This window comes from Leeuwenhoekiella parthenopeia, from assembly GCF_020782115.1.
In the GTDB taxonomy this organism is placed as follows: Bacteria; Bacteroidota; Bacteroidia; order Flavobacteriales; family Flavobacteriaceae; genus Leeuwenhoekiella; species Leeuwenhoekiella parthenopeia.
Map to the genome: position 1 here is coordinate 53,802 of NZ_JAJGMW010000005.1, position 18,609 is coordinate 72,410.

At 42.8% G+C, this 18,609-nt stretch carries 19 protein-coding genes; 8 read left to right on the plus strand and 11 right to left on the minus strand.

Translation table 11 applies throughout. The features are described from left to right. Positions 1-341: 341 nt before the first annotated feature. The 7 genes from LLW17_RS05285 to trhO form a co-directional block, all read right to left on the minus strand. Entirely contained in the window at positions 342-998 is a 657-nt protein-coding gene (locus LLW17_RS05285) for a CoA transferase subunit B (RefSeq protein WP_228229218.1), read from the minus strand. Positions 999-1,002: 4 nt separating this feature from the next. Further along, positions 1,003-1,641, minus strand: coding sequence for a peroxiredoxin (locus LLW17_RS05290; RefSeq protein WP_228229219.1), 639 nt, complete (start codon positions 1,639-1,641; stop codon positions 1,003-1,005). A gap of 24 nt (positions 1,642-1,665) precedes the next feature. After that, on the minus strand, positions 1,666-2,376 hold the full coding sequence (locus LLW17_RS05295) for a CoA transferase subunit A (RefSeq protein WP_228229220.1): 711 nt from the start codon (positions 2,374-2,376) through the stop codon (positions 1,666-1,668). 118 nt (positions 2,377-2,494) lie between these two features. After that, on the minus strand, positions 2,495-4,831 hold the full coding sequence (locus tag LLW17_RS05300) for a penicillin-binding protein 1A (protein ID WP_228229221.1): 2,337 nt from the start codon (positions 4,829-4,831) through the stop codon (positions 2,495-2,497). Positions 4,832-4,834: 3 nt separating this feature from the next. Further along, on the minus strand, positions 4,835-5,317 hold the full coding sequence (locus tag LLW17_RS05305; RefSeq protein WP_228229222.1) for a gliding motility lipoprotein GldH: 483 nt from the start codon (positions 5,315-5,317) through the stop codon (positions 4,835-4,837). Next, complete coding sequence (locus LLW17_RS05310) at positions 5,310-6,479, minus strand: PSP1 domain-containing protein (protein ID WP_228229223.1); 1,170 nt, start codon at positions 6,477-6,479, stop codon at positions 5,310-5,312. The genes LLW17_RS05305 and LLW17_RS05310 overlap by 8 nt, the downstream gene beginning before the upstream one ends. 305 nt (positions 6,480-6,784) lie before the next feature. After that, positions 6,785-7,819 (minus strand): oxygen-dependent tRNA uridine(34) hydroxylase TrhO, encoded by a 1,035-nt coding sequence (trhO, locus tag LLW17_RS05315; RefSeq protein WP_228229224.1) that lies wholly within the window; start codon positions 7,817-7,819, stop codon positions 6,785-6,787. A 355-nt stretch (positions 7,820-8,174) separates the two neighbouring features. Between trhO and LLW17_RS05320 the strand changes: the two genes are divergently transcribed. The 5 genes from LLW17_RS05320 to LLW17_RS18960 all read left to right on the plus strand — a co-directional run bounded on the left by LLW17_RS05320 (position 8,175) and on the right by LLW17_RS18960 (position 12,565). After that, entirely contained in the window at positions 8,175-8,552 is a 378-nt protein-coding gene (locus LLW17_RS05320; RefSeq protein ID WP_228229225.1) for a VOC family protein, read from the plus strand. Positions 8,553-9,039: 487 nt separating this feature from the next. Further along, on the plus strand, positions 9,040-10,050 hold the full coding sequence (recA, locus tag LLW17_RS05325; protein ID WP_228229226.1) for a recombinase RecA: 1,011 nt from the start codon (positions 9,040-9,042) through the stop codon (positions 10,048-10,050). Between the two features lie 65 nt (positions 10,051-10,115). Then, positions 10,116-10,529 (plus strand): membrane lipoprotein lipid attachment site-containing protein, encoded by a 414-nt coding sequence (locus tag LLW17_RS05330; RefSeq protein ID WP_228229227.1) that lies wholly within the window; start codon positions 10,116-10,118, stop codon positions 10,527-10,529. A 21-nt stretch (positions 10,530-10,550) separates the two neighbouring features. After that, entirely contained in the window at positions 10,551-11,087 is a 537-nt protein-coding gene (locus tag LLW17_RS05335) for an RNA polymerase sigma factor (RefSeq protein WP_228229228.1), read from the plus strand. Positions 11,088-11,113: 26 nt separating this feature from the next. Continuing rightward, on the plus strand, positions 11,114-12,565 hold the full coding sequence (locus LLW17_RS18960) for an outer membrane beta-barrel protein (RefSeq protein WP_228229229.1): 1,452 nt from the start codon (positions 11,114-11,116) through the stop codon (positions 12,563-12,565). A 108-nt stretch (positions 12,566-12,673) separates the two neighbouring features. On the opposite strand, the gene LLW17_RS05345 is transcribed toward LLW17_RS18960, so the two are convergent. After that, positions 12,674-13,438 carry a lysophospholipid acyltransferase family protein gene (locus tag LLW17_RS05345; protein WP_228229230.1) on the minus strand — a complete coding sequence of 255 codons (765 nt, stop codon included), beginning with the start codon at positions 13,436-13,438 and terminating at the stop codon, positions 12,674-12,676. Between the two features lie 116 nt (positions 13,439-13,554). Between LLW17_RS05345 and trpS the strand changes: the two genes are divergently transcribed. After that, positions 13,555-14,523, plus strand: coding sequence for a tryptophan--tRNA ligase (gene trpS / locus LLW17_RS05350; protein ID WP_228229231.1), 969 nt, complete (start codon positions 13,555-13,557; stop codon positions 14,521-14,523). Here the strand turns inward: trpS and dprA are convergent. After that, the gene (dprA, locus tag LLW17_RS05355; protein WP_228229232.1) at positions 14,520-15,620 is read right to left on the minus strand and encodes a DNA-processing protein DprA; all 1,101 of its coding nucleotides are present in this window, start codon (positions 15,618-15,620) and stop codon (positions 14,520-14,522) included. The two genes, trpS and dprA, sit on opposite strands and share 4 nt — an antisense overlap. A gap of 129 nt (positions 15,621-15,749) precedes the next feature. Between dprA and LLW17_RS05360 the strand changes: the two genes are divergently transcribed. Continuing rightward, positions 15,750-16,679, plus strand: a complete 930-nt coding sequence (locus LLW17_RS05360) for an HU domain-containing protein (RefSeq protein ID WP_228229233.1) — start codon at positions 15,750-15,752, stop codon at positions 16,677-16,679. A 104-nt stretch (positions 16,680-16,783) separates the two neighbouring features. Continuing rightward, positions 16,784-17,293 carry an acyl-CoA thioesterase gene (locus LLW17_RS05365; protein ID WP_228229234.1) on the plus strand — a complete coding sequence of 170 codons (510 nt, stop codon included), beginning with the start codon at positions 16,784-16,786 and terminating at the stop codon, positions 17,291-17,293. Position 17,294: 1 nt separating this feature from the next. Here the strand turns inward: LLW17_RS05365 and LLW17_RS05370 are convergent, their stop codons facing one another. Continuing rightward, the gene (locus tag LLW17_RS05370) at positions 17,295-17,915 is read right to left on the minus strand and encodes a hypothetical protein (protein ID WP_228229235.1); all 621 of its coding nucleotides are present in this window, start codon (positions 17,913-17,915) and stop codon (positions 17,295-17,297) included. Beyond that, positions 17,899-18,582 (minus strand): carboxypeptidase-like regulatory domain-containing protein, encoded by a 684-nt coding sequence (locus tag LLW17_RS05375; protein ID WP_228229236.1) that lies wholly within the window; start codon positions 18,580-18,582, stop codon positions 17,899-17,901. The genes LLW17_RS05370 and LLW17_RS05375 overlap by 17 nt, the downstream gene beginning before the upstream one ends. Positions 18,583-18,609: the final 27 nt, after the last annotated feature.

Genomic DNA, 18,609 nt, shown 5'->3' on the forward strand with positions numbered 1-18,609 from the left:
GAAATTAAAATTTGTTTATTACTTCAAATACTACAAAAAAATCCGCGGGGCTCCCCCCGCGGTTTCTAACAAATCACAACATCAAAATACTCCTATTCTGAGGTTACATACACATCCGGGACTCCTCCCGAATCTGAATTTTAAGTGTTTTGAATTTGGGGTTCTGCTAAAGTAATTTAAAATTTATACAATAAATGTTAATTTTTAACGTTTTTAGACGTTAAAAAAGAAGCTTTTGACGCTTATTGAGTTTTAAAAAGTCGTTCAACCGACTTAATTGGCATTTGATAGCATAAAAAAGGAGCCCCAACAGGCTCCTTATAAACAAAGTGTTTTACTCGTTAGTTAAGCACCATCTCAGGTACTTCATCCGGAATTTCCAGAGCTCCTTCGGTTGCGTTTTTGATTTCTTCAACGCTTACTCCCGGGGCGCGCTCCAAAAGCTTAAATCCGTTTTTGGTTACTTCCAGCACCGCGAGATTGGTGACGATTTTAGTCACACAGCCCACACCGGTGAGCGGCAACGTGCAACGCTTAAGCAGTTTAGATTCGCCTTCCCGATTGGTATGCATCATCGCTACAATGATATTTTCGGCACTGGCCACAAGATCCATCGCGCCTCCCATACCCTTAACCATTTTTCCCGGAATCTTCCAATTGGCAATGTCTCCATTCTCTGCCACTTCCATCGCGCCAAGAATAGTGAGGTCAACATGTTGCCCCCTGATCATGGAGAAGCTCATCGCCGAGTCAAAGAACGATGCTCCTTTAAGCGTGGTAATGGTTTGTTTACCCGCATTGATAAGGTCTGCGTCTTCCTCTCCTTCAAAAGGAAAGGGACCCATTCCCAGCACGCCGTTTTCACTTTGAAACTCGACTTCTATATCATCTCGTACATAATTGGCTACCAGAGTGGGTATACCAATCCCAAGATTGACGTAAAAACCGTCTTTCACTTCCCGGGCGATGCGCTTTGCGATTCCGTTCTTGTCTAGCATAGTTTTATTTATTGGGCTGCGGCGTCATACGCAGATAGGGTTTAATCTCGGTATGTCCTTTTGGAAAAAACTCAGGGATTTGCTCATTGCTTACGCTGGGCGAAATCACGCAGTCATCACCATCTTTCCAGTTAGCAGGAGTGGCTACTTTGTGGTAAGCTGTCAATTGAAGCGAGTCGATCACCCGAAGAATCTCATCGAAATTACGCCCGGTTGAAGGCGGATAGGTTATCGTCAATTTGATTTTCTTATCGGGTCCTATAACAAATACAGAGCGTACGGTAGCTTTTTCGCTGGCGTTGGGATGAATCATGTCATACAATTCAGAAACTTTACGATCTTCATCACCAATGATAGGGTAATCTACCTTGGTGTTCTGAGTCTCATTGATATCTTTAATCCAGTCCAGGTGATCCTTTACACCGTCTACGCTGATTGCAATGGGCTTTACATTGCGCTTCTTAAACTCGCCGTGGTAATTTGCCACTGTACCCAATTCGGTAGTGCAAACGGGCGTATAATCGCCGGGGTGTGAAAATAAAATCCCCCAGCTGTCACCCAGCCATTCGTGAAAATGAATTGTTCCTTCGGTAGTATCTGCTGTAAAATCAGGGGCGGTATCGCCCAGTCTTAAATGTGCCATATTATATTTGGTTTTTGTTGATTCTTAATTTGTGGTTTCCCGTTTGCGAACGGTGCGTTGCTCAATGCGCTTCTCATAGTTTTTACCTTCAAAAATACGCTGAACAAATATCCCCGGAATGTGAATCTGATTGGGATCTAATTCTCCCGCCGGAAGCAGCTCTTCGACCTCAGCAACCGTTATTGTTGCTGCGCCACACATCACGGGATTAAAGTTACGGGCTGTACCTTTAAAAATGAGATTTCCGGCAGTATCGCCTTTCCAAGCTTTTACAAAAGCAAAGTCGGCCTTAAATGCACGTTCCAATACATACATTTTACCATCAAATTCCCGGGTTTCTTTGCCTTCGGCTACTTCGGTACCATAGCCGGCAGGAGTATAAATTGCAGGAAAACCGGCTTGCGCAGCCCGACAGCGCTCGGCCAAGGTACCTTGCGGAATGAGCTCAACATCGAGTTCACCGCTGAGCATCTGGCGTTCAAACTCGGCATTTTCGCCCACATAAGACGAAATCATTTTTTTGATCTGTTTCTTTTGAAGGAGTAAACCCAAACCGAAATCGTCAACCCCGGCATTATTTGAAATACAGGTAAGCCCTTTTACGTTGAGCTGTACTAATCGGGCAATTGCATTTTCAGGAATTCCACTCAGGCCAAAGCCTCCCAGCATCAGGGTCATACCATCTTCAACGCCTTGAAGCGCTTCAGTAACCGAGTTTACTTTTTTTGTTATCATTTTCTCATTTTAGAATAAGAAAATTACAAAATACCCGGCCTAGCGCCAATCTTTTAGCAGGATTTTATAGATTTCATAAAGTTTGTTTTTCGCCTTCGCGAAAACAACTCAAAAGCTCTTAAAAATCGAGTTCGTCCGGTATTTCAGTCTGCTGACTTCCCCCGGCAGGTATTGAACAATCTATGCGTATCGAAAGATCTTCAGGACGCTCAAAAGCCTCCTGCGAAATCTTGAGATCCTCTTGAGAATAGCATTTTTTCATATAACTCCCCCAAATAGGTAAAGCCATAGTAGCACCCTGACCATATCTTATACCGGGAAAGTGAATCGAACGATCATCTCCTCCTACCCAAACACCTGTAACGAGATTAGGCACCATACCCATAAACCAGCCGTCACTTTGGTTTTGAGTAGTACCGGTCTTACCGGCTATGGGATTCTTAAAGGCGTAGGGATGACCGGTGATTACATTTTTATACATATAATCATTACTAGCCCCGCTTCGTAAACGAGCCCCCGAACCATACTGCGTAACCCCTTCCATCAGGTTTACAGTAACATAAGCCGATTCTTTACTCAGCACATCCTGGGCTTTTGGAACGCTTTGGTACAAAACCGTACCGTTTTTATCAACGATAGTCGAAACAATTTGAGGTTCTACATGTACTCCTTTATTGGCAAAAGCCGAGTAAGCCGAAACCATCTCAAACAAACTCAAATCTGCAGTCCCTAAAGCGATAGAAGGTACCGAGGGAATATCCTTCGTATCTACCCCAAGTTTTTTAATGAGATCGATAACCGTATTAGGACCCACACGGTGCATCAGTCTTGCCGAAACAGTGTTGATCGAATTTGCCAAAGCTTCTTTCAAAGTAACCATACCGCGATAACCTCCGCTTGAGTTAGCGGGACACCAGTCTCTTTGGGTGCCCATCTCACCGGCAGGAATACAATAGGGATTATCGGGAATCGTATCGCAAGGCGAAAGGTGCAACTGGTCAATCGCCGTCGCGTATAAGAACGGCTTGAAGGTAGAACCTACCTGGCGTCTTCCGGTTTTCACGTGATCATACTGAAAATGCTTATAGTCAATACCGCCCACCCAGGCTTTAACCTCTCCGGTTTGCGGCGTCATACTGAGTAAACCTGCTCTCAGGAAGCGCTTGTAATAGAGAATACTGTCGCGAGGGGTCATGATTGTATCTTTCTCTTTTGGACCATTATCCCAGACAAAGACCCGCATATCGGTCTTTTGATTAAAAGAAGCCTTGATCTGATCTACATCAATGTCCCGCGCAGCCATTTTCCGCCAGCGGTCTGAGTTGCGCATGGCACGGTTAATAATACCTTCTTCTTCCTCTTCGCTAATGTCTCTAAACGGAGCCGTTTTATTCTTCTCGTTTTGTTTATCAAATTCCCGCTGCAGATTTTCCATATGTGCGGTAACTGCCTGCTCAGCAAAGCGCTGCATACGCGAGTCTAAAGTCGTAGTAATGACCAGACCATCCCGATAAATATTGTAATACTCGTCGTTGCCGTCTGCATCTTTGCCTTTGGGATTTTTCTGAATCCAGTCTGCCATAAAAGCACGTAGGTATTCCCTAAAATAAGTCGCGATCCCGTCTGCGTGACCTTCAGGAGAGAAATTGATCTTCATAGGGAGCGCAATCAGGCTGTCTTTTTCGGCTTCGGTAATTCTATCGGTCTCGGCCATAAGGGCAAGCACCGTATTGCGACGCTCCAGAGACTTGTCTTTTGAAATTTCGCGATAGGGATTGAATTGTCTCGGATTTTTAAGCATCGCTGCAATAACCGCAGATTCTTCGGGACGTAATTCTATGGGCTCTTTATCAAAATAGATTTTTGAAGCCGAACGGATTCCCACTGCCTGAAACAGGAAATCCTGTTTGTTTAGGTACATGGTGATGATTTCCTCCTTGGTGTATTGGCTTTCGAGACGCGCAGCGATAATCCATTCTTTTACTTTTTGAATCACGCGTTCCAGTTTATTACTGGGCTCATCTGAAAACAGAAGTTTAGCCAGCTGCTGGGTGATCGTACTCGCTCCACCTTTTGAGCCCAAATAGGCCACAGCACGGGCGGTACCGCGCACATCGATTCCCGAATGCTCATAAAACCGGCGGTCTTCGGTAGCAACTACAGCATCAATAAGGTTTTGAGGCAGATCGTCATACTTTACCGGGGTACGGTTTTCATTATAAAATTTACCCAGTGTTTTTCCGTCAGACGAAAGGATTTCGGTAGCGAGATTGCTTTCGGGGTTTTCGAGTTCTTCAAAGGTGGGCAATTTGCCAAAAACGCCCCAGGAAGCTAATAGAAAAACAAGTGCGAGAGCACCTAATCCTCCTAAAAACAGAATCCAAAACCCTTTGATGTATGTGCTAAAATCTGACTTCGTTTCGTTTTTTGAAACTTTCTTTTTTGGTGTCGCCATGTATTATTCATTTATGCGCTCTATCCGCAAACCTACATCTCTGATGCCTGAAAGTTCGGGTACAGCGTTAAGATCTCCATTGCGGCGCATCGCCTGCATTATTTTAAATTGATAGGTTCCGGCTTCATTAAACCGTATGTTTTCTTTATACCAGAGTTTGCTTTCCTTTAAATCCCCAAAACCGTCTCCCAGCCAGGTACCGTCGGGTTGCGCCATCATATACTCCAGTGTATCTGTAACTGTTTTTCCGTTGGGAAATTGCATCCGGGTAACTAAAAAGATATTGCTAAATGGGTAGGTGTTATCATTGCGCAGGGTGATAAATGCATTATAGGGTTTTAAGCTATCGGGAGCATTGAATTTAAACACCACCGCTGAGTCGCGTTGCCAGCTGCCCGGCAATTCTTTAAACTCGTGAAATACGGCATTGTCGTCACACGAACAAAAGAGTACAAGCAAGGCAAAAACAATAAAAAATCTAAGCATCTTTTTTGGGACCTCGTTTGCGGTAATTCTTTTTCTTTCTGCGATTTTTAGATCGCTTTTTGTTGTTTTTAGGGGTGTCAAAGCGGGTAAGACTATCCTGCCCCACAACGTTACCAAAATCAACTTTAGTATTTGTTACCAGGTCTGCAGCATATTCTTCAAGACTGGCTACAGGCTGGTTGGCTTTATTTTTTTCAAGAATTTCGTTAGCCTGCTCGGTGGTGAGCTTGTGCCAGTTCATCCACTCGCCTTCATAGGCATACCATAAATGACCCTGAAAGATGTCGATCTTTTGACAAACAGCCGTTCCTTTTTCGGTTTTCAACTTTTGCTCAGTTGACGGAAAGTCTTTCAAGGCATCAAGATAGGCGTCAAGTTCATAATTTAAACAGCACTTCAGCTTCCCACATTGCCCTGCAAGTTTCTGCGGATTGAGGGATAACTGCTGATAACGCGCGGCGCTCGTCGTAACCGATCTAAAATCGGTAAGCCAGGTAGAGCAGCAAAGCTCGCGTCCGCATGAGCCAATACCTCCTAAACGGGAAGCCTCCTGACGGAAACCTATTTGGCGCATTTCGATACGGGTTCTGAATTCCTGCGCAAATTCTTTAATAAGTTGCCTGAAGTCAACTCGATCTTCGGCTGTATAATAAAAGGTGGCTTTAGAACCGTCACCCTGAAACTCAATATCTGATATTTTCATCTGCAATCCTAGACGGATTGCTATTTGACGGGATTTTACCTTAATGGCATCCTCCCGGCCTTTTACTTCTTCCCAAACTTCAATATCCCGGGTATTGGCTTTTCGGTAGATTTTTTGAAAATCATCGGTATCAAAAGGCACTTTTTTCTTTTTCATCTGAATGCGCACCAGTTCACCGGTAAGGGACACGATGCCCACATCATGACCCGATGGAGCCTGTACAGCAAGAACCTCGCCTACATTAATCTGAAGCTTTTCAACATTTTTAAAAAACTCTTTCCGGCCGTTTTTAAAACGTACTTCAACAAAGTCAAACGGCTCCTGTCCTTCGGGCAAACTCATATTAGAGAGCCAGTCAAAAACCGTTAATTTATTACAACCATCGGTACCACAGGTACCATTATTTTGACAACCACGCGGCTGACCGTTAACGGTCGTACCACAATTTCCACACGCCATGAGCCCAGTATATTTAGTAAATCTCTGCTCGTTTAAGGGCAGGATTTGATGTTTATAAACAGAATTATTCTGTTCTAATTTGCCGCTAAAGATAGCGTTTTAGCTATGCAAAAATATAGTAAATCTAAATTGCAAAAGCGCGAAAGCCGTGTACATTTTTAAGCTGCCGAGAAAACAACGGGATAAACCGGACTTAATTGAGCTGTAATCTGCATTTAATATGAAATCAGATTTGGGTAGGGTTTCGTATTCTTAAGAAGGCCATTCTCAAAAAAAATCCCGAAGCTTTCACTTCGAGACTGGTATTACTTCCGCTGAAATTTCAGCTTTTCAGACCTTCCTTTTTTAAAGATTTTATTGCTGTTGGGGATGCCTTTACGCAGTTCTTTTTGAACTTCTTCGGGCAGCGCCACGATTTCCTTACAGTCGTCTGAACAGGTATGATTCATCTCTTCAGCACACTCCTCACATTGTATAAACAGTAAATGACAGGCTTCATTAGCACAGTTTACGTGCGTATCGCAAGGCTTTCCGCATTGATGGCAATTGGAAATGATGTCTTCGGTAATGCGCTCGCCACGACGGTGGTCAAACACAAAGTTTTTTCCTTTAAACTTATTCTCAAGCTTCAATTGCTCAACCTGGCGGGCATATTCAATGATTCCGCCCTCCAACTGATACACCTGTTTAAAACCTTTATGCTTGTAGTAGGCGCTGGCTTTTTCGCAGCGAATACCGCCGGTGCAGTACATCACCAGTTTTTTATCTTCCTTATGATCTTTAAGGTTTTCTTCAATAAGGTCTAAGCTGTCGCGAAAGGTATCCACATCTGGAGTTATCGCATTTTTAAAATGGCCGATCTCACTCTCGTAATGATTGCGCATATCTACCAAAACCACATCTTCACTCTCGATAAGCTCATTAAACGTCACGGCATCTACGTGAATCCCTTTATTAGTCACATCAAAAGTCTCGTCGTTAAGGCCGTCTGCCACAATTTTAGGGCGTACTTTGACTTTCAGTTTTAAAAAGGATTTTGCATCCTGCTCAATGGCGATGTTGAGACGTACGTTTTCGAGAAAATAAATCCCGTCGAGGAACTCTTTAAACTTCTCAAAGTTTTTTGCGGGTACCGAAAGCTGTGCGTTGATCCCTTCGTGGGCGACATAAATTCGGCCCAAAACCTCAAGTTCATCCCAGGCGATAAATAAGTGATTGCGAAACAGGTTCGGATTGCCAATTTTGGCGTATTGATAGAACGAGAGCGTAAGCCGGTCTTCCCCGGCTTCGTCGATAAGAGCTGCACGTTCTTTTGCACTTAATTTGTTGTACAGTTGCATGCTATACGTGATTTTAAGATTAAAGAACCCCCGTGGTAAGCCCACAGAGTATGATTTGAAAATTTGTACTAGTCAAGGCAAGCCTTGAAACGATCAAACCCTCAATGAGGGATTAAAAGTGGTGCAAAACTACGGTTTTTAGACAGTTGAGGCAAGCCAAAGAATTCTAGCGTATTTCTAGATATTCAAATCATATTTTAAAGTACATTTAATAGAATTTTTAGAATTTCAATATTCTATAAGCTCATTCCAGATAAAATGAAGTTTACATTTTATAGCACTCCTGGCTATAAGATTCTCACTGGAATTTACAACCAATACAGTGCTTTTTAAACAACCTAAAACCAATATCATTATGAAACGCGTCACCGGAATTGGCGGGGTTTTCTTTAAAACAGAGAATCCTAAAAAAACAACAGCCTGGTATGAAAAACACCTGGGTTTAAATACAAATCCCTACGGGGCAACTTTTGACTGGTATCAGGAACAAGATTCTAATACAAAAGCTCAAACACAATGGACTCCTTTTAAAAAAACATCAGATTATTTTGGATCTTCAGGGCAGGATTTTATGATTAATTATCGGGTTGAAAATCTTGAAGAACTTGTAAAACAGCTTAGAGAGGAAGGTGTTGAAATTGTTGATAAGATAGAAACCTATGACTACGGAAAATTCATTCATATCCTGGACGGAGATGGAAATAAAGTTCAGCTGTGGGAACCTATAGATTAGATAAAATGATAAAAAAATGCCCGCAGGTATCACCTGGGGGCATTTTCTAGAATGGCTAATTCAGTTAATACGATTTTGATTATCTCAAAAAACAGCATTAACCGCCGTCCAGCTTAAAATTGCAGTACATACGAATCAAAGTAAACACTGCATTACCGCAACAATAGTTTTGTAATTTCTGCATCATAGCCTTACAGATTTTACGTTTGATTTTGAGATACAAAAAACCTGAAAAGGTTGCCTGATTGTTGAAAATATTTTTCCTTCTAGGAATTTTTCCGTTTTTTGCCGGATAATTTTAAGTTTTTCTGCTTTTTTACGGAATTTTTCCGATATTTTATAACGCTTTGATTGCTTCCCTAAAAAAGAAATACTACTTTAGCAGCTTGAAAATTGAGGTGCTTTCGCGTCCCTTTGGGTCCGTATTTAGAAAGAAACCTTAAACTATTAAAAACCCCGGCTTAACGGGTAAAGACTTAAAAATCGTATGAGTAAAGAACAAGAAGCCAAGTTAAAAGCCCTGAAGCTTACCCTTGATAAAATGGATAAAACCTATGGTAAGGGTACCGTTATGAAAATGGGCGATAATGCCATTGTAGAAGTTGAAGCGATCTCAACCGGTTCGCTGGGTCTTGACCTGGCTTTGGGCGTGGGCGGTTTACCTAAAGGGCGTGTTATTGAAATCTACGGTCCTGAATCTTCAGGTAAAACAACGCTGACCTTACATGCTATTGCAGAGTCTCAAAAAAAGGGAGGTATTGCTGCTTTTATTGATGCAGAACACGCTTTTGACCGTTTTTATGCGGAAAAACTGGGTGTAGATATTGAAAACCTAATCATCTCTCAACCCGATAACGGGGAGCAGGCTCTTGAAATTACCGATAACCTCATCCGTTCGGGAGCTATTGATATTATAGTAGTCGACTCGGTTGCAGCCCTGACGCCCAAAAGTGAAATTGAAGGCGAAATGGGAGATTCTAAAATGGGACTTCACGCCCGTTTGATGTCTCAGGCACTGCGTAAACTTACCGGCTCTATCAGCAAAACCAATTGTACAGTGATTTTCATCAACCAGTTGCGAGAGAAAATCGGGGTAATGTTTGGAAACCCGGAGACTACAACCGGTGGTAATGCGCTTAAATTCTATGCTTCGGTACGTCTTGATATACGTCGTTCTACGCAGATTAAAGATGCAAACGGTGAAATACAGGGTAATAAAACCCGTGTTAAAGTGGTGAAAAATAAAGTTGCGCCACCTTTCCGCCAGGCAGAATTTGACATTATGTATGGGGAAGGAATCTCAAAAGTTGGCGAAATCCTTGACATTGGTGTTGATTATGAAATTATCAAGAAAAGCGGCTCGTGGTTTAGCTATGAAGACACCAAACTGGGCCAGGGCCGCGATGCGGTAAAAGCTATTTTAAAAGACAATCCGGATCTTTTGGAAGAACTTGAGACCAAAATCAAAGAGGCCATTAAGCTTGCAAATCAGGCATAGCCGAAAAAAAAATAGCTCTAACGCAACCTTTTTCATCTTTAGGTATCTACCAGGTAAATATTTAAATGATGAAAAAGGTTTTTTTAATTTTAGGACTATTAGCATTAGTCACCTCCTGCTCTCTTGATGATGACCGTGTAGAGCTTAGTTATGAATTACAACCCGTAGTTGATTATGAGTTGCCCGATACGCTGGTTTGGGGTCAGCGCTATAATTTTAAAATACGCTACATCTCCCCCAGCTCCTGCAACTACTTTTACGACTTTGACTACGCGCGTCGTGACAGCACTCGTTTTATTTATATTTTTGAAGGGGTTTACGAAGAGGAAACCTGTACCGACACCCCTACAGACACCGTTCCTGTTTACCTGCCTTTTGAAACCCGCTACAATTACGATTACATCTTTAAGTTTTACGCAGGTAAGGATGAAAATGGTGAGGATATTTTTATAACAGACACGATACCTGTAAAAGGTTAACGGTTTAAACACGCAACTAATGTGAGTCTGGACGAACTCATCGCCAAATGCATTAAAAAAGATTCAAAGGCACAGGAACAGTTGTATACGCGCTACGCGAACACACTGTTCTCTGTGTCTTTGAAATATGCCCGTAATTACACAGAGGCCGAAGATATCTTGCAGGATGGGTTCATTACGATTTTCGAAAAAATCACCCAGTTTAAACACAAAGGCTCGTTTGAAGGCTGGCTGAAGCGTATCGTAATCAATACGGCATTGCAACGCTACAGAAAACAACGGGTATTTAATATTGTAAACGAAGAATTAATAGAGCAGGAAGACGTGATCGTCGACGAAGAAGATGTATCACTGCAATTTTTGCTCAAAATAGTACAGGAATTACCAGATCGTTACAGATTGGTTTTTAACCTTTATGCGCTAGACGGTTACTCGCATAAGGAAATAGCAACAATGCTGGAGATTAGTGAAGGAACATCCAAATCAAACCTGGCCCGTGCCCGGATGATTTTAAAACAGAAAGTAGAAAGCTTTCAGACCGAATCTAAAACCTCATAAAGCATGAATACAAGATTTTTCACCCCGTGAAAGAAAAGAAAAACATAGACAGACTGTTTCAGGAGAAGTTTAAAGACTTTGAAGCACAACCCGCCCCTCACGTTTGGGAGTCTATCGCTGCGCGTGAAAAACAAAAACGCAAGCGTGTCATTCCGTTATGGATAAAACTGGGCGGTGTTGCAGCAGTGCTGGCTTTACTGCTTCTTGGCGGAAACTTTTTTGAGATCAACAACCCAAATGACGATCAACAACCTAAACTGGTTCAGGAAGAAAAGCCCCAAAACAACACAGAAGTTAATACAGATTCAGAGGAGACCAATAACGCTGTGGTTGAAGCATCAGAACAAGACGATACTTCAGCAAAAACAAACAGCTCTTTAAGTACTTCGGGTCAATCCCAAATCGCTGAAGAAAACGTCCCGGAACAAAACAGGAGCGCTAAGCGTAATTCTCATACTTCTAAAAAGAATAGTGGGGCTTTCGCCTTTTCGCAAAGCGAAAAAATAAAGACAAGGCCTACAGATTCCAATACTCCGCAAGGCGTTACAGCTAAAACTGAAGATAGCCGGCCTGATACTTCCCAAACTAATTTGGAGAAAGAAGGTATTGCTGCAAACACAGATGAAGAAGCAGCGCAGGAGGAAAAAGCTGCTGCTGTTCAGGATCCCGATGAATTGCTGCGCCTGGCCAATCAGGAAGAAGCAATAGCCGATACCGATGAAGAATCAGAAAACAGCAAGTCTGCGCGCTGGGGTATCGCTCCCATAGTCGCTCCCGTTTATTATGGAGATTTTGGAGGTTCGGGTATTGACCCCCAATTTGCAGATAATGCAAAACGAGGAGATATCAACCTGAGCTACGGGGTGCAGGTCAGTTATGCCCTCAATGACAAGTTTAAGCTTCGGGCAGGGATAAATCGCGTTGATTTAGGCTATCGTACCGAGCAGGTGGCCTTTTCGCCAAGTATTCAGGCTAATGCGCTTCGCAGTGTTGATTATAATAAGAGTGCTTCGCAAGTGCAGGTATCCACTTTTAACAACAGGGAAGATGTCTCCAATTCAATTCCCAATGCTCCCGTTTCAGAAGAATTTGCAGCCAGCAATTTTGCAAGTCCGTCAAGCACCCTGCGCCAGCAACTGGGCTATATCGAAGTTCCTCTTGAGGCCGAATATGCCCTGATTGATAAAAAAATTGGCATGCAGATCATTGGAGGTTTCAGCACGCTTTTCCTGAATGACGATTCGGTCATTTTAGAAGAAGGTTCGCGCTTTTCTACCGAATTAGGTTCATCAAACAGCCTAAACAACACCAGTTTTAGCACCAATATAGGTCTGGGATTTGACTACCGCATTACTCCCACACTGGAGTTTAATCTGGAACCCATGTTTAAATATCAGCTGAACGCCTACACCAATGGTGTGAGTGACTTTAAACCTTATTATATGGGTATTTATACCGGTATCAACCTGAAATTTTAAGCACTGAAAAAGAAAAATGGACTTTTTTTGTTGGTTAGGTTGGTTATCGTGTAGACGGTAACCTAAAAGGCTGCCTGGGTAGAGGCAGCCTTTTTTAGTTGGTAATCTTTAGCCCTTTATCGCATCTGGCGTTGTTTGGTCTTTCAGCAACTCGCTGTGAATCGCTTTAAAAGCCTGATCCCGCAGTTCACGACGATCGCCGGGTTCTTTACCTTCGGTTTCTATAAAAGGCAAAATCTTTACACGCATCACACCCGGTGATCCAGTGAAGAAATTATAGGAAAAACGCTTCTTGTTGTCATAAAAAACCATTGGCACAATGGGGACCTGATGATCTATAGCCAGTCTAAATGCACCATCTTTAAATGAATCCAAAACCACAGACGTGTCGTCGGGCACGCCTCCTTCAGGAAAAATACAGATACTCAAACCCTGTCTAAGCCGTTTTTGGGCACTTTCAAAAACAGCAAGCCGGCTTTTTGGGTCTCCCCGGTCAACCAGAATACAGGTTTGTTTGTAGAAATATCCAAAGATGGGAAATCTGGCCAACTCCTGCTTTCCTACAAACACAAAAGGATTACGCACCGTATGCAGCATCAGCATAATGTCTGCCATTGAAGTGTGATTGGCAATATACATATAGCTCTTTCCGGGTTCGGTTTTCTCAAGCCGCTCAATTTTTGGCCAAAAACCCATGCCAAATAAGATGATACGAGCCCAAAAACGCGCCAGTCTAAAGAAAAACGGATACCACGAATCTTTTGCAACCGATATTAGCAGGATGGGAAACAAAATCAAAATAGGAACAATGAGAATGATGTAAAACCAAATGCGCCAAAGCAAAATCAATATCTTACGCAAGATGTTTATCATTCCGGTTTAGTTGAATTAGTTACTTTTTTTGAGGTTTTGTCCCTGTCAAAAATAGACATTTTAAAAAGAGTTAATCGGTCAAAAGGGGTAACTTTGTGTCAAATTAAAATTAAGGAATGTCACGAATTTTAACCGGTGTTCAAAGTACAGGCACACCGCATTTAGGTAATTTGCTGGGCGCGATTATCCCTGCAATCACAATGGCAAATGACTCCAAAAACGAGTCTTTTTTGTTTATAGCAAATCTGCATACACTTACTCAGATCAAAGAAGCTTCGGTCTTAAAAGAGAATACCTACTCGGTTGCCGCAGCCTGGCTTGCTTTTGGTCTTGATATTGAAAAAACCGTTTTTTACCGTCAAAGTGACGTTCCCCAAACCACAGAACTTGCGTGGTATCTGAGCTGCTTTTTCCCATACCAGCGTCTCACCCTCGCCCATTCGTTTAAAGACAAATCAGACCGGCTTGCCGATGTAAATTCGGGACTGTTTACCTACCCGATGCTTATGGCGGCAGATATCTTGTTGTATGATGCTGAATTTGTTCCGGTAGGAAAAGATCAATTACAACATATTGAAATGACCCGGGATGTAGCTTCCCGTTTTCACGCACAGATGGGTGAAACCTTTGTCATGCCCGAAGCTAAAATCGAAGAGAACACCAAATACATTCCCGGGACTGACGGCGAAAAAATGAGCAAGTCCCGCGACAATTACATCAACCTCTTTTTGCCCGATAAGCAATTGAGAAAACAGGTGATGGGTATTCAGACAGACAGCACGCCTCTTGAAGAACCTAAAAATCCCGATACCTGTAATGTTTTCAATCTGTACAAAGTGATTGCTTCAGAAGCCGAAGTTGCTCAGATGCGTCAGAATTATTTAGGCGGAAACTACGGGTATGGTCATGCAAAACAAGCCTTGTATGAGCTTTTGGTGGAAAAATATGCTAAGGAGCGCGAAGCCTATTCCTATTATATGAATAATCTGGAAGAAGTAGATGCGGCTCTCGAAAAAGGAGCAGAAAAAGCCCGTGAAGTCGCAAACGGAGTTTTAAATCGCGTACGCGAAAAGCTGGGTTACTAGGTCAATTCAAACAGCTTTCCCGGAAGCGGTCGGACCACGCCTTTGAGTTCCATATTCAAAAGCAGGGAGGCTGTTTTAAAGGTAGGCAAACCGCAGTTTAAGGCAATCAGATCGAGTTGCTCCCTTCCGTTAGCAGATAAAAGCCGCCAGATGATCTTTTCCTCTTCGGTAAGTTCAACAAAAAGTTGCTTTTGAACCGGCTTGAAGACTTCCTCGGGTTGCCAGTTTAAATGATAAACGAGGTCTGCTGCACTGGTAATCAATTGCGCCTTTTGGGTTTTGATCAAATTATTACAGCCTACACTTTGAATATCTTCAGGCCTGCCGGGAACTGCAAAAACATCCCGGTTGTAGGAATTGGCAATTTCTGCCGTGACCAGAGAACCTCCTTTTTCGGCACTTTCGACAACCAGAGTAGCTTCGGCTAAACCGGCAATAATGCGGTTGCGTCGTAAAAAATTAGTTCGGTCAAAAGCATCAGAGCTCCAGAAATCGGTAATAAAAGCACCCTGTCGCTCCACCGCCTTTTGGTATTTAGCATGTATTTTTGGATACAGCTGATTAAGACCATGAGCCAGAACAGCAAGCGTTTCCAGCTCATTATCAAGAGCAGCTGTATGGGCGGCGATATCTACCCCGTATGCAAATCCCGAAACAATCAGGGGTTTTAAAGGTACCAGTTCTTCGATAAATTTCCTGATAAACTGCTGGCCGTGGGTAGTTACTTTACGGGTGCCAACGATAGATAGCGTACGTGGATTTTCATAACCCGCGCTTCCTCTCTTGAATAAAAGAATGGGACCGTCAACACAATGTTTTAAACGCTGGGGATAATCAGCATCCAGAAAACTGCAATACGAGATACCGTTTGCCTCTATAAATTTTAATTCTTCTTCAGCTTCAAGTCTGTGGGTTTTATCGAAAAAAGCCTTCAGCCTGAACTCGCCTATGCCGTCAATTTTTAATAAGGTTTCCTTTTTTTGGCGCAGCACCTGCTCAGCCGAATCAAACCGGCTGATCAATCGCTTTATTGACGTATCCCCCAGATTGGGAATGCGTTGCAGTGTAAGAAATGCGTGGAGTTCGTCTTGCGTCATAAAATAAAGACCGGGCTATTAAGTTTACTGAGGGGGCGCTAAAGAACTTAAACTAAAGGTATTATAAAATTGTTAACAAATCACGGTTTATAACTCAAGGCCGCCGTCATTTTTTTATAATTTTACGACATGCATTTTACAACCTACATCAGCGATTTACTATACCGGTATGAATGTGTAATCATACCCGGTTTTGGAGCCTTTTTAGGCCATCGCGTTGCAGCGCGACATGACGCAGAAACGCACACCTTTTTCCCGCCTTACAAACGTTTATCGTTTAACGCCCAGCTAACTCAAAATGATGGCCTGCTGGCAAACTATGCCGCTTCAGCCGAATCGATTAGTTATGCCGAAGCATTGCAGCATGTACAGCATTTTGCAGCGCGATTGAATGCCGACCTTCAGGCCGGCAACGAGGTGGTTTTTGATAAAATAGGAACCCTGTCGAAGAATGAAGCGGGTAAAATCAATTTTGAACCTGCGGGTGAGTCTAATTTCCTGACGGAAGCATTTGGTCTTGCTACCTACAGCTTTGATGCGGTAACACGTGCAATACCCGTTGTTGAAGAGCCGGCAGCCCAACCAAAAGTAGTAACCTTAGAGCAAAAACAGCGCAATTCACCCTGGGTTAAGTATGCTGCAGCAGGTCTGCTTGCTGTAGGCCTTTCGGGTTCACTGGGATTCATGTACTTTAAAGATATTGCAGATCACAATCTGGCCGAAGAGCAAAAAGCCAAACAGGTGGTAGATCAAACGATCCAGAAAGCCACATTTACGATAGAAAATCCGTTACCGGCAGTAACCTTAAACGTGTTTAAACCCAAAGGAAATTATCATCTTGTTGCGGGTGCTTTCCGGGTTCCTGAAAATGCCGAATTAAAAGTTGAAGAGTTGCGTGAAGCCGGCTATAAAGCCCGGTTAATAGGAACTAACAAATACGGCCTGCATCAGGTGGTTTACGGAAGCTATGCTGATCGCGATGAAGCCGCAAAGGCTTTGCGTGAAGTGCGTAATTCAGACAATCCTAATGCCTGGATGTTAGTACAGGAGCTTGACTAAGCTTTACCAATACGGAAAAAACCTTTTTGAAAGCCTCCAACTCGGGGGCTTTTTTAGTCTCTGTTGCTAGTATTCTTCCTATTTTTGCCGAAAATAAAAGCTTGATGAACGCAAAAACACCTTCTGAATCGAAAACGGTACAAACCGACCTCGTACTTCCTAATGAGACCAATCCGCTAAACAATATGTTTGGGGGTGAATTGCTGGCTCGTATGGACCGTGTTGCGAGTATTACTGCCCGCCGTCACAGCAGAAGGATCGTAGTTACAGCTTCGGTAAATCACGTGGCTTTTAACAAAGCCATCCCTCTGGGAAGCGTGGTAACGGTTGAAGCAACCATTTCAAGAGCGTTTAAGACCTCGATGGAGGTCATCATAGACGTATGGGTAGAAGATCGGGAAAGTGGCCTGAGATCTAAGGCAAATGACGCCATTTACACCTTTGTTGCTGTTGACCGCACCGGTTCACCCGTACCCATCCCCGAAATCAAACCCGAAACCGAACAGGAGAAAGAGCGCTATGCAGCCGCTTTACGCAGAAAACAACTCAGTCTGGTACTTGCCGGTAAGATGAAGGCTAATGATGCGACCGAGCTGAAGGCCTTGTTTGAATAGGCTAAAGCCGAATCTGAAAACCTGCCGAAGCATTTAAATAACTAATAGTACCAAAAGCATCTTTCAATTCTGCAGGAACATTGGTGGCCATAAAATCTACCCGATACTCGGGCATAATATAAAGGGCCAGCCATTTCCAAAGAGGAACATTCAATTGCGGATTAAACCATAGGGATCCCCCATTTTCTCTAAAATCCCGGGGAATTGATTTTGTATGGATATGCGTTGTTGCTCCTGCTCCTCCCTGAAGCCTAATCTGAAATCTTCGGTTTGAAATCAAATCATATCCCAGCTGTACTCCAAAGGTGCTGAACCGTGTTTCAGAATAATCACCAACTAATTGCTTATCGGTAACTGTTCCTTTAAACGTAGCGTAGCGAGCCCCGAAAAGCACTTTAGGAAATAGGTATCCGGAAACAGAAGCCTGTATACCCGGTGAAAGTTCATAGCCCCCCGCGACGTATGATTCCTTCCCTGGATTTGCCAAATAAATACCGGCATCAATAAATCCACGACGTTTCCAATCATTATTTTTTGTTGATGTACTGTCCTGAGCAAAAGCTTTTCCGCAGTAAAAAACTATAAGGACAAAGAAAATAACGTGTTTAATAGCTGAGCTCATAACTGGTCATCAAATTAGTTACAGGAATCTCAACTCGTATTTCTTCGCCATTATTAATGCGATAGTCTAAAAATACCAGCGAGTTAAGCGGTGTTGATACCGAGAAGCTGTCTGTAAAATCATCGGGAGTTTTTCTGTCAAATTGTTCCAGGTTTTCAAAGCAGTTTCTTGAATTAGACACTTCTTCTTCAAAATCAACCCGATTGCGTTCGCAAAATACATCTGTGTAGGTTAGTCTGAAATCGACTGTGTTTTCGGTACCTGTTTCCGGTTTGGTTACCAGTTCAAAGGTTGCGAGACGTGGTAATTCAACCACTCCATAATTGACCGTATTTTCTGCTTCTAAAAAATTGTTATTAAAATAACTTATTGAAGTAAAGGCCTCGTTATAACTGCCTTTAGTAAATGGTTCGTTAATATGTAACGCCACATCATCATAAGAAGAGTTAAGTGATGTAAATTCAAAAAAACCGGCATCATCAGTATAACTAAAACCCAGACGGGTACTTTGTGCACTTACCTCAACGTAGATTCCAGGTATGGGACTTCCGCTCTCATCAACAAGCTGTCCCCTGACGCGGCTTCGCGAATTATCGAGAATGGGTTCTTCGCAGGAAAAAGAAGAGCCGAAAACAAAGCAAACAACCAAAAAGTAAAAAATCCTCATACTGTGTTTTACAGAGAGATACCTATT

Bases quoted from the DNA above. Each gene is read 5' to 3' on its own strand.
- LLW17_RS05285 (WP_228229218.1), bottom strand. From the start codon at position 998: ATGCTAGACAAGAACGGAATCGCAAAGCGCATCGCCCGGGAAGTGAAA.
- LLW17_RS05290 (WP_228229219.1), bottom strand. From the start codon at position 1,641: ATGGCACATTTAAGACTGGGCGATACCGCCCCTGATTTTACAGCAGAT.
- LLW17_RS05295 (WP_228229220.1), bottom strand. From the start codon at position 2,376: ATGATAACAAAAAAAGTAAACTCGGTTACTGAAGCGCTTCAAGGCGTT.
- LLW17_RS05300 (WP_228229221.1), bottom strand. From the start codon at position 4,831: ATGGCGACACCAAAAAAGAAAGTTTCAAAAAACGAAACGAAGTCAGAT.
- LLW17_RS05305 (WP_228229222.1), bottom strand. From the start codon at position 5,317: ATGCTTAGATTTTTTATTGTTTTTGCCTTGCTTGTACTCTTTTGTTCG.
- LLW17_RS05310 (WP_228229223.1), bottom strand. From the start codon at position 6,479: ATGGCGTGTGGAAATTGTGGTACGACCGTTAACGGTCAGCCGCGTGGT.
- trhO (WP_228229224.1), bottom strand. From the start codon at position 7,819: ATGCAACTGTACAACAAATTAAGTGCAAAAGAACGTGCAGCTCTTATC.
- LLW17_RS05320 (WP_228229225.1), top strand. From the start codon at position 8,175: ATGAAACGCGTCACCGGAATTGGCGGGGTTTTCTTTAAAACAGAGAAT.
- recA (WP_228229226.1), top strand. From the start codon at position 9,040: ATGAGTAAAGAACAAGAAGCCAAGTTAAAAGCCCTGAAGCTTACCCTT.
- LLW17_RS05330 (WP_228229227.1), top strand. From the start codon at position 10,116: ATGATGAAAAAGGTTTTTTTAATTTTAGGACTATTAGCATTAGTCACC.
- LLW17_RS05345 (WP_228229230.1), bottom strand. From the start codon at position 13,438: ATGATAAACATCTTGCGTAAGATATTGATTTTGCTTTGGCGCATTTGG.
- trpS (WP_228229231.1), top strand. From the start codon at position 13,555: ATGTCACGAATTTTAACCGGTGTTCAAAGTACAGGCACACCGCATTTA.
- dprA (WP_228229232.1), bottom strand. From the start codon at position 15,620: ATGACGCAAGACGAACTCCACGCATTTCTTACACTGCAACGCATTCCC.
- LLW17_RS05360 (WP_228229233.1), top strand. From the start codon at position 15,750: ATGCATTTTACAACCTACATCAGCGATTTACTATACCGGTATGAATGT.
- LLW17_RS05365 (WP_228229234.1), top strand. From the start codon at position 16,784: ATGAACGCAAAAACACCTTCTGAATCGAAAACGGTACAAACCGACCTC.
- LLW17_RS05370 (WP_228229235.1), bottom strand. From the start codon at position 17,915: ATGAGCTCAGCTATTAAACACGTTATTTTCTTTGTCCTTATAGTTTTT.
- LLW17_RS05375 (WP_228229236.1), bottom strand. From the start codon at position 18,582: ATGAGGATTTTTTACTTTTTGGTTGTTTGCTTTGTTTTCGGCTCTTCT.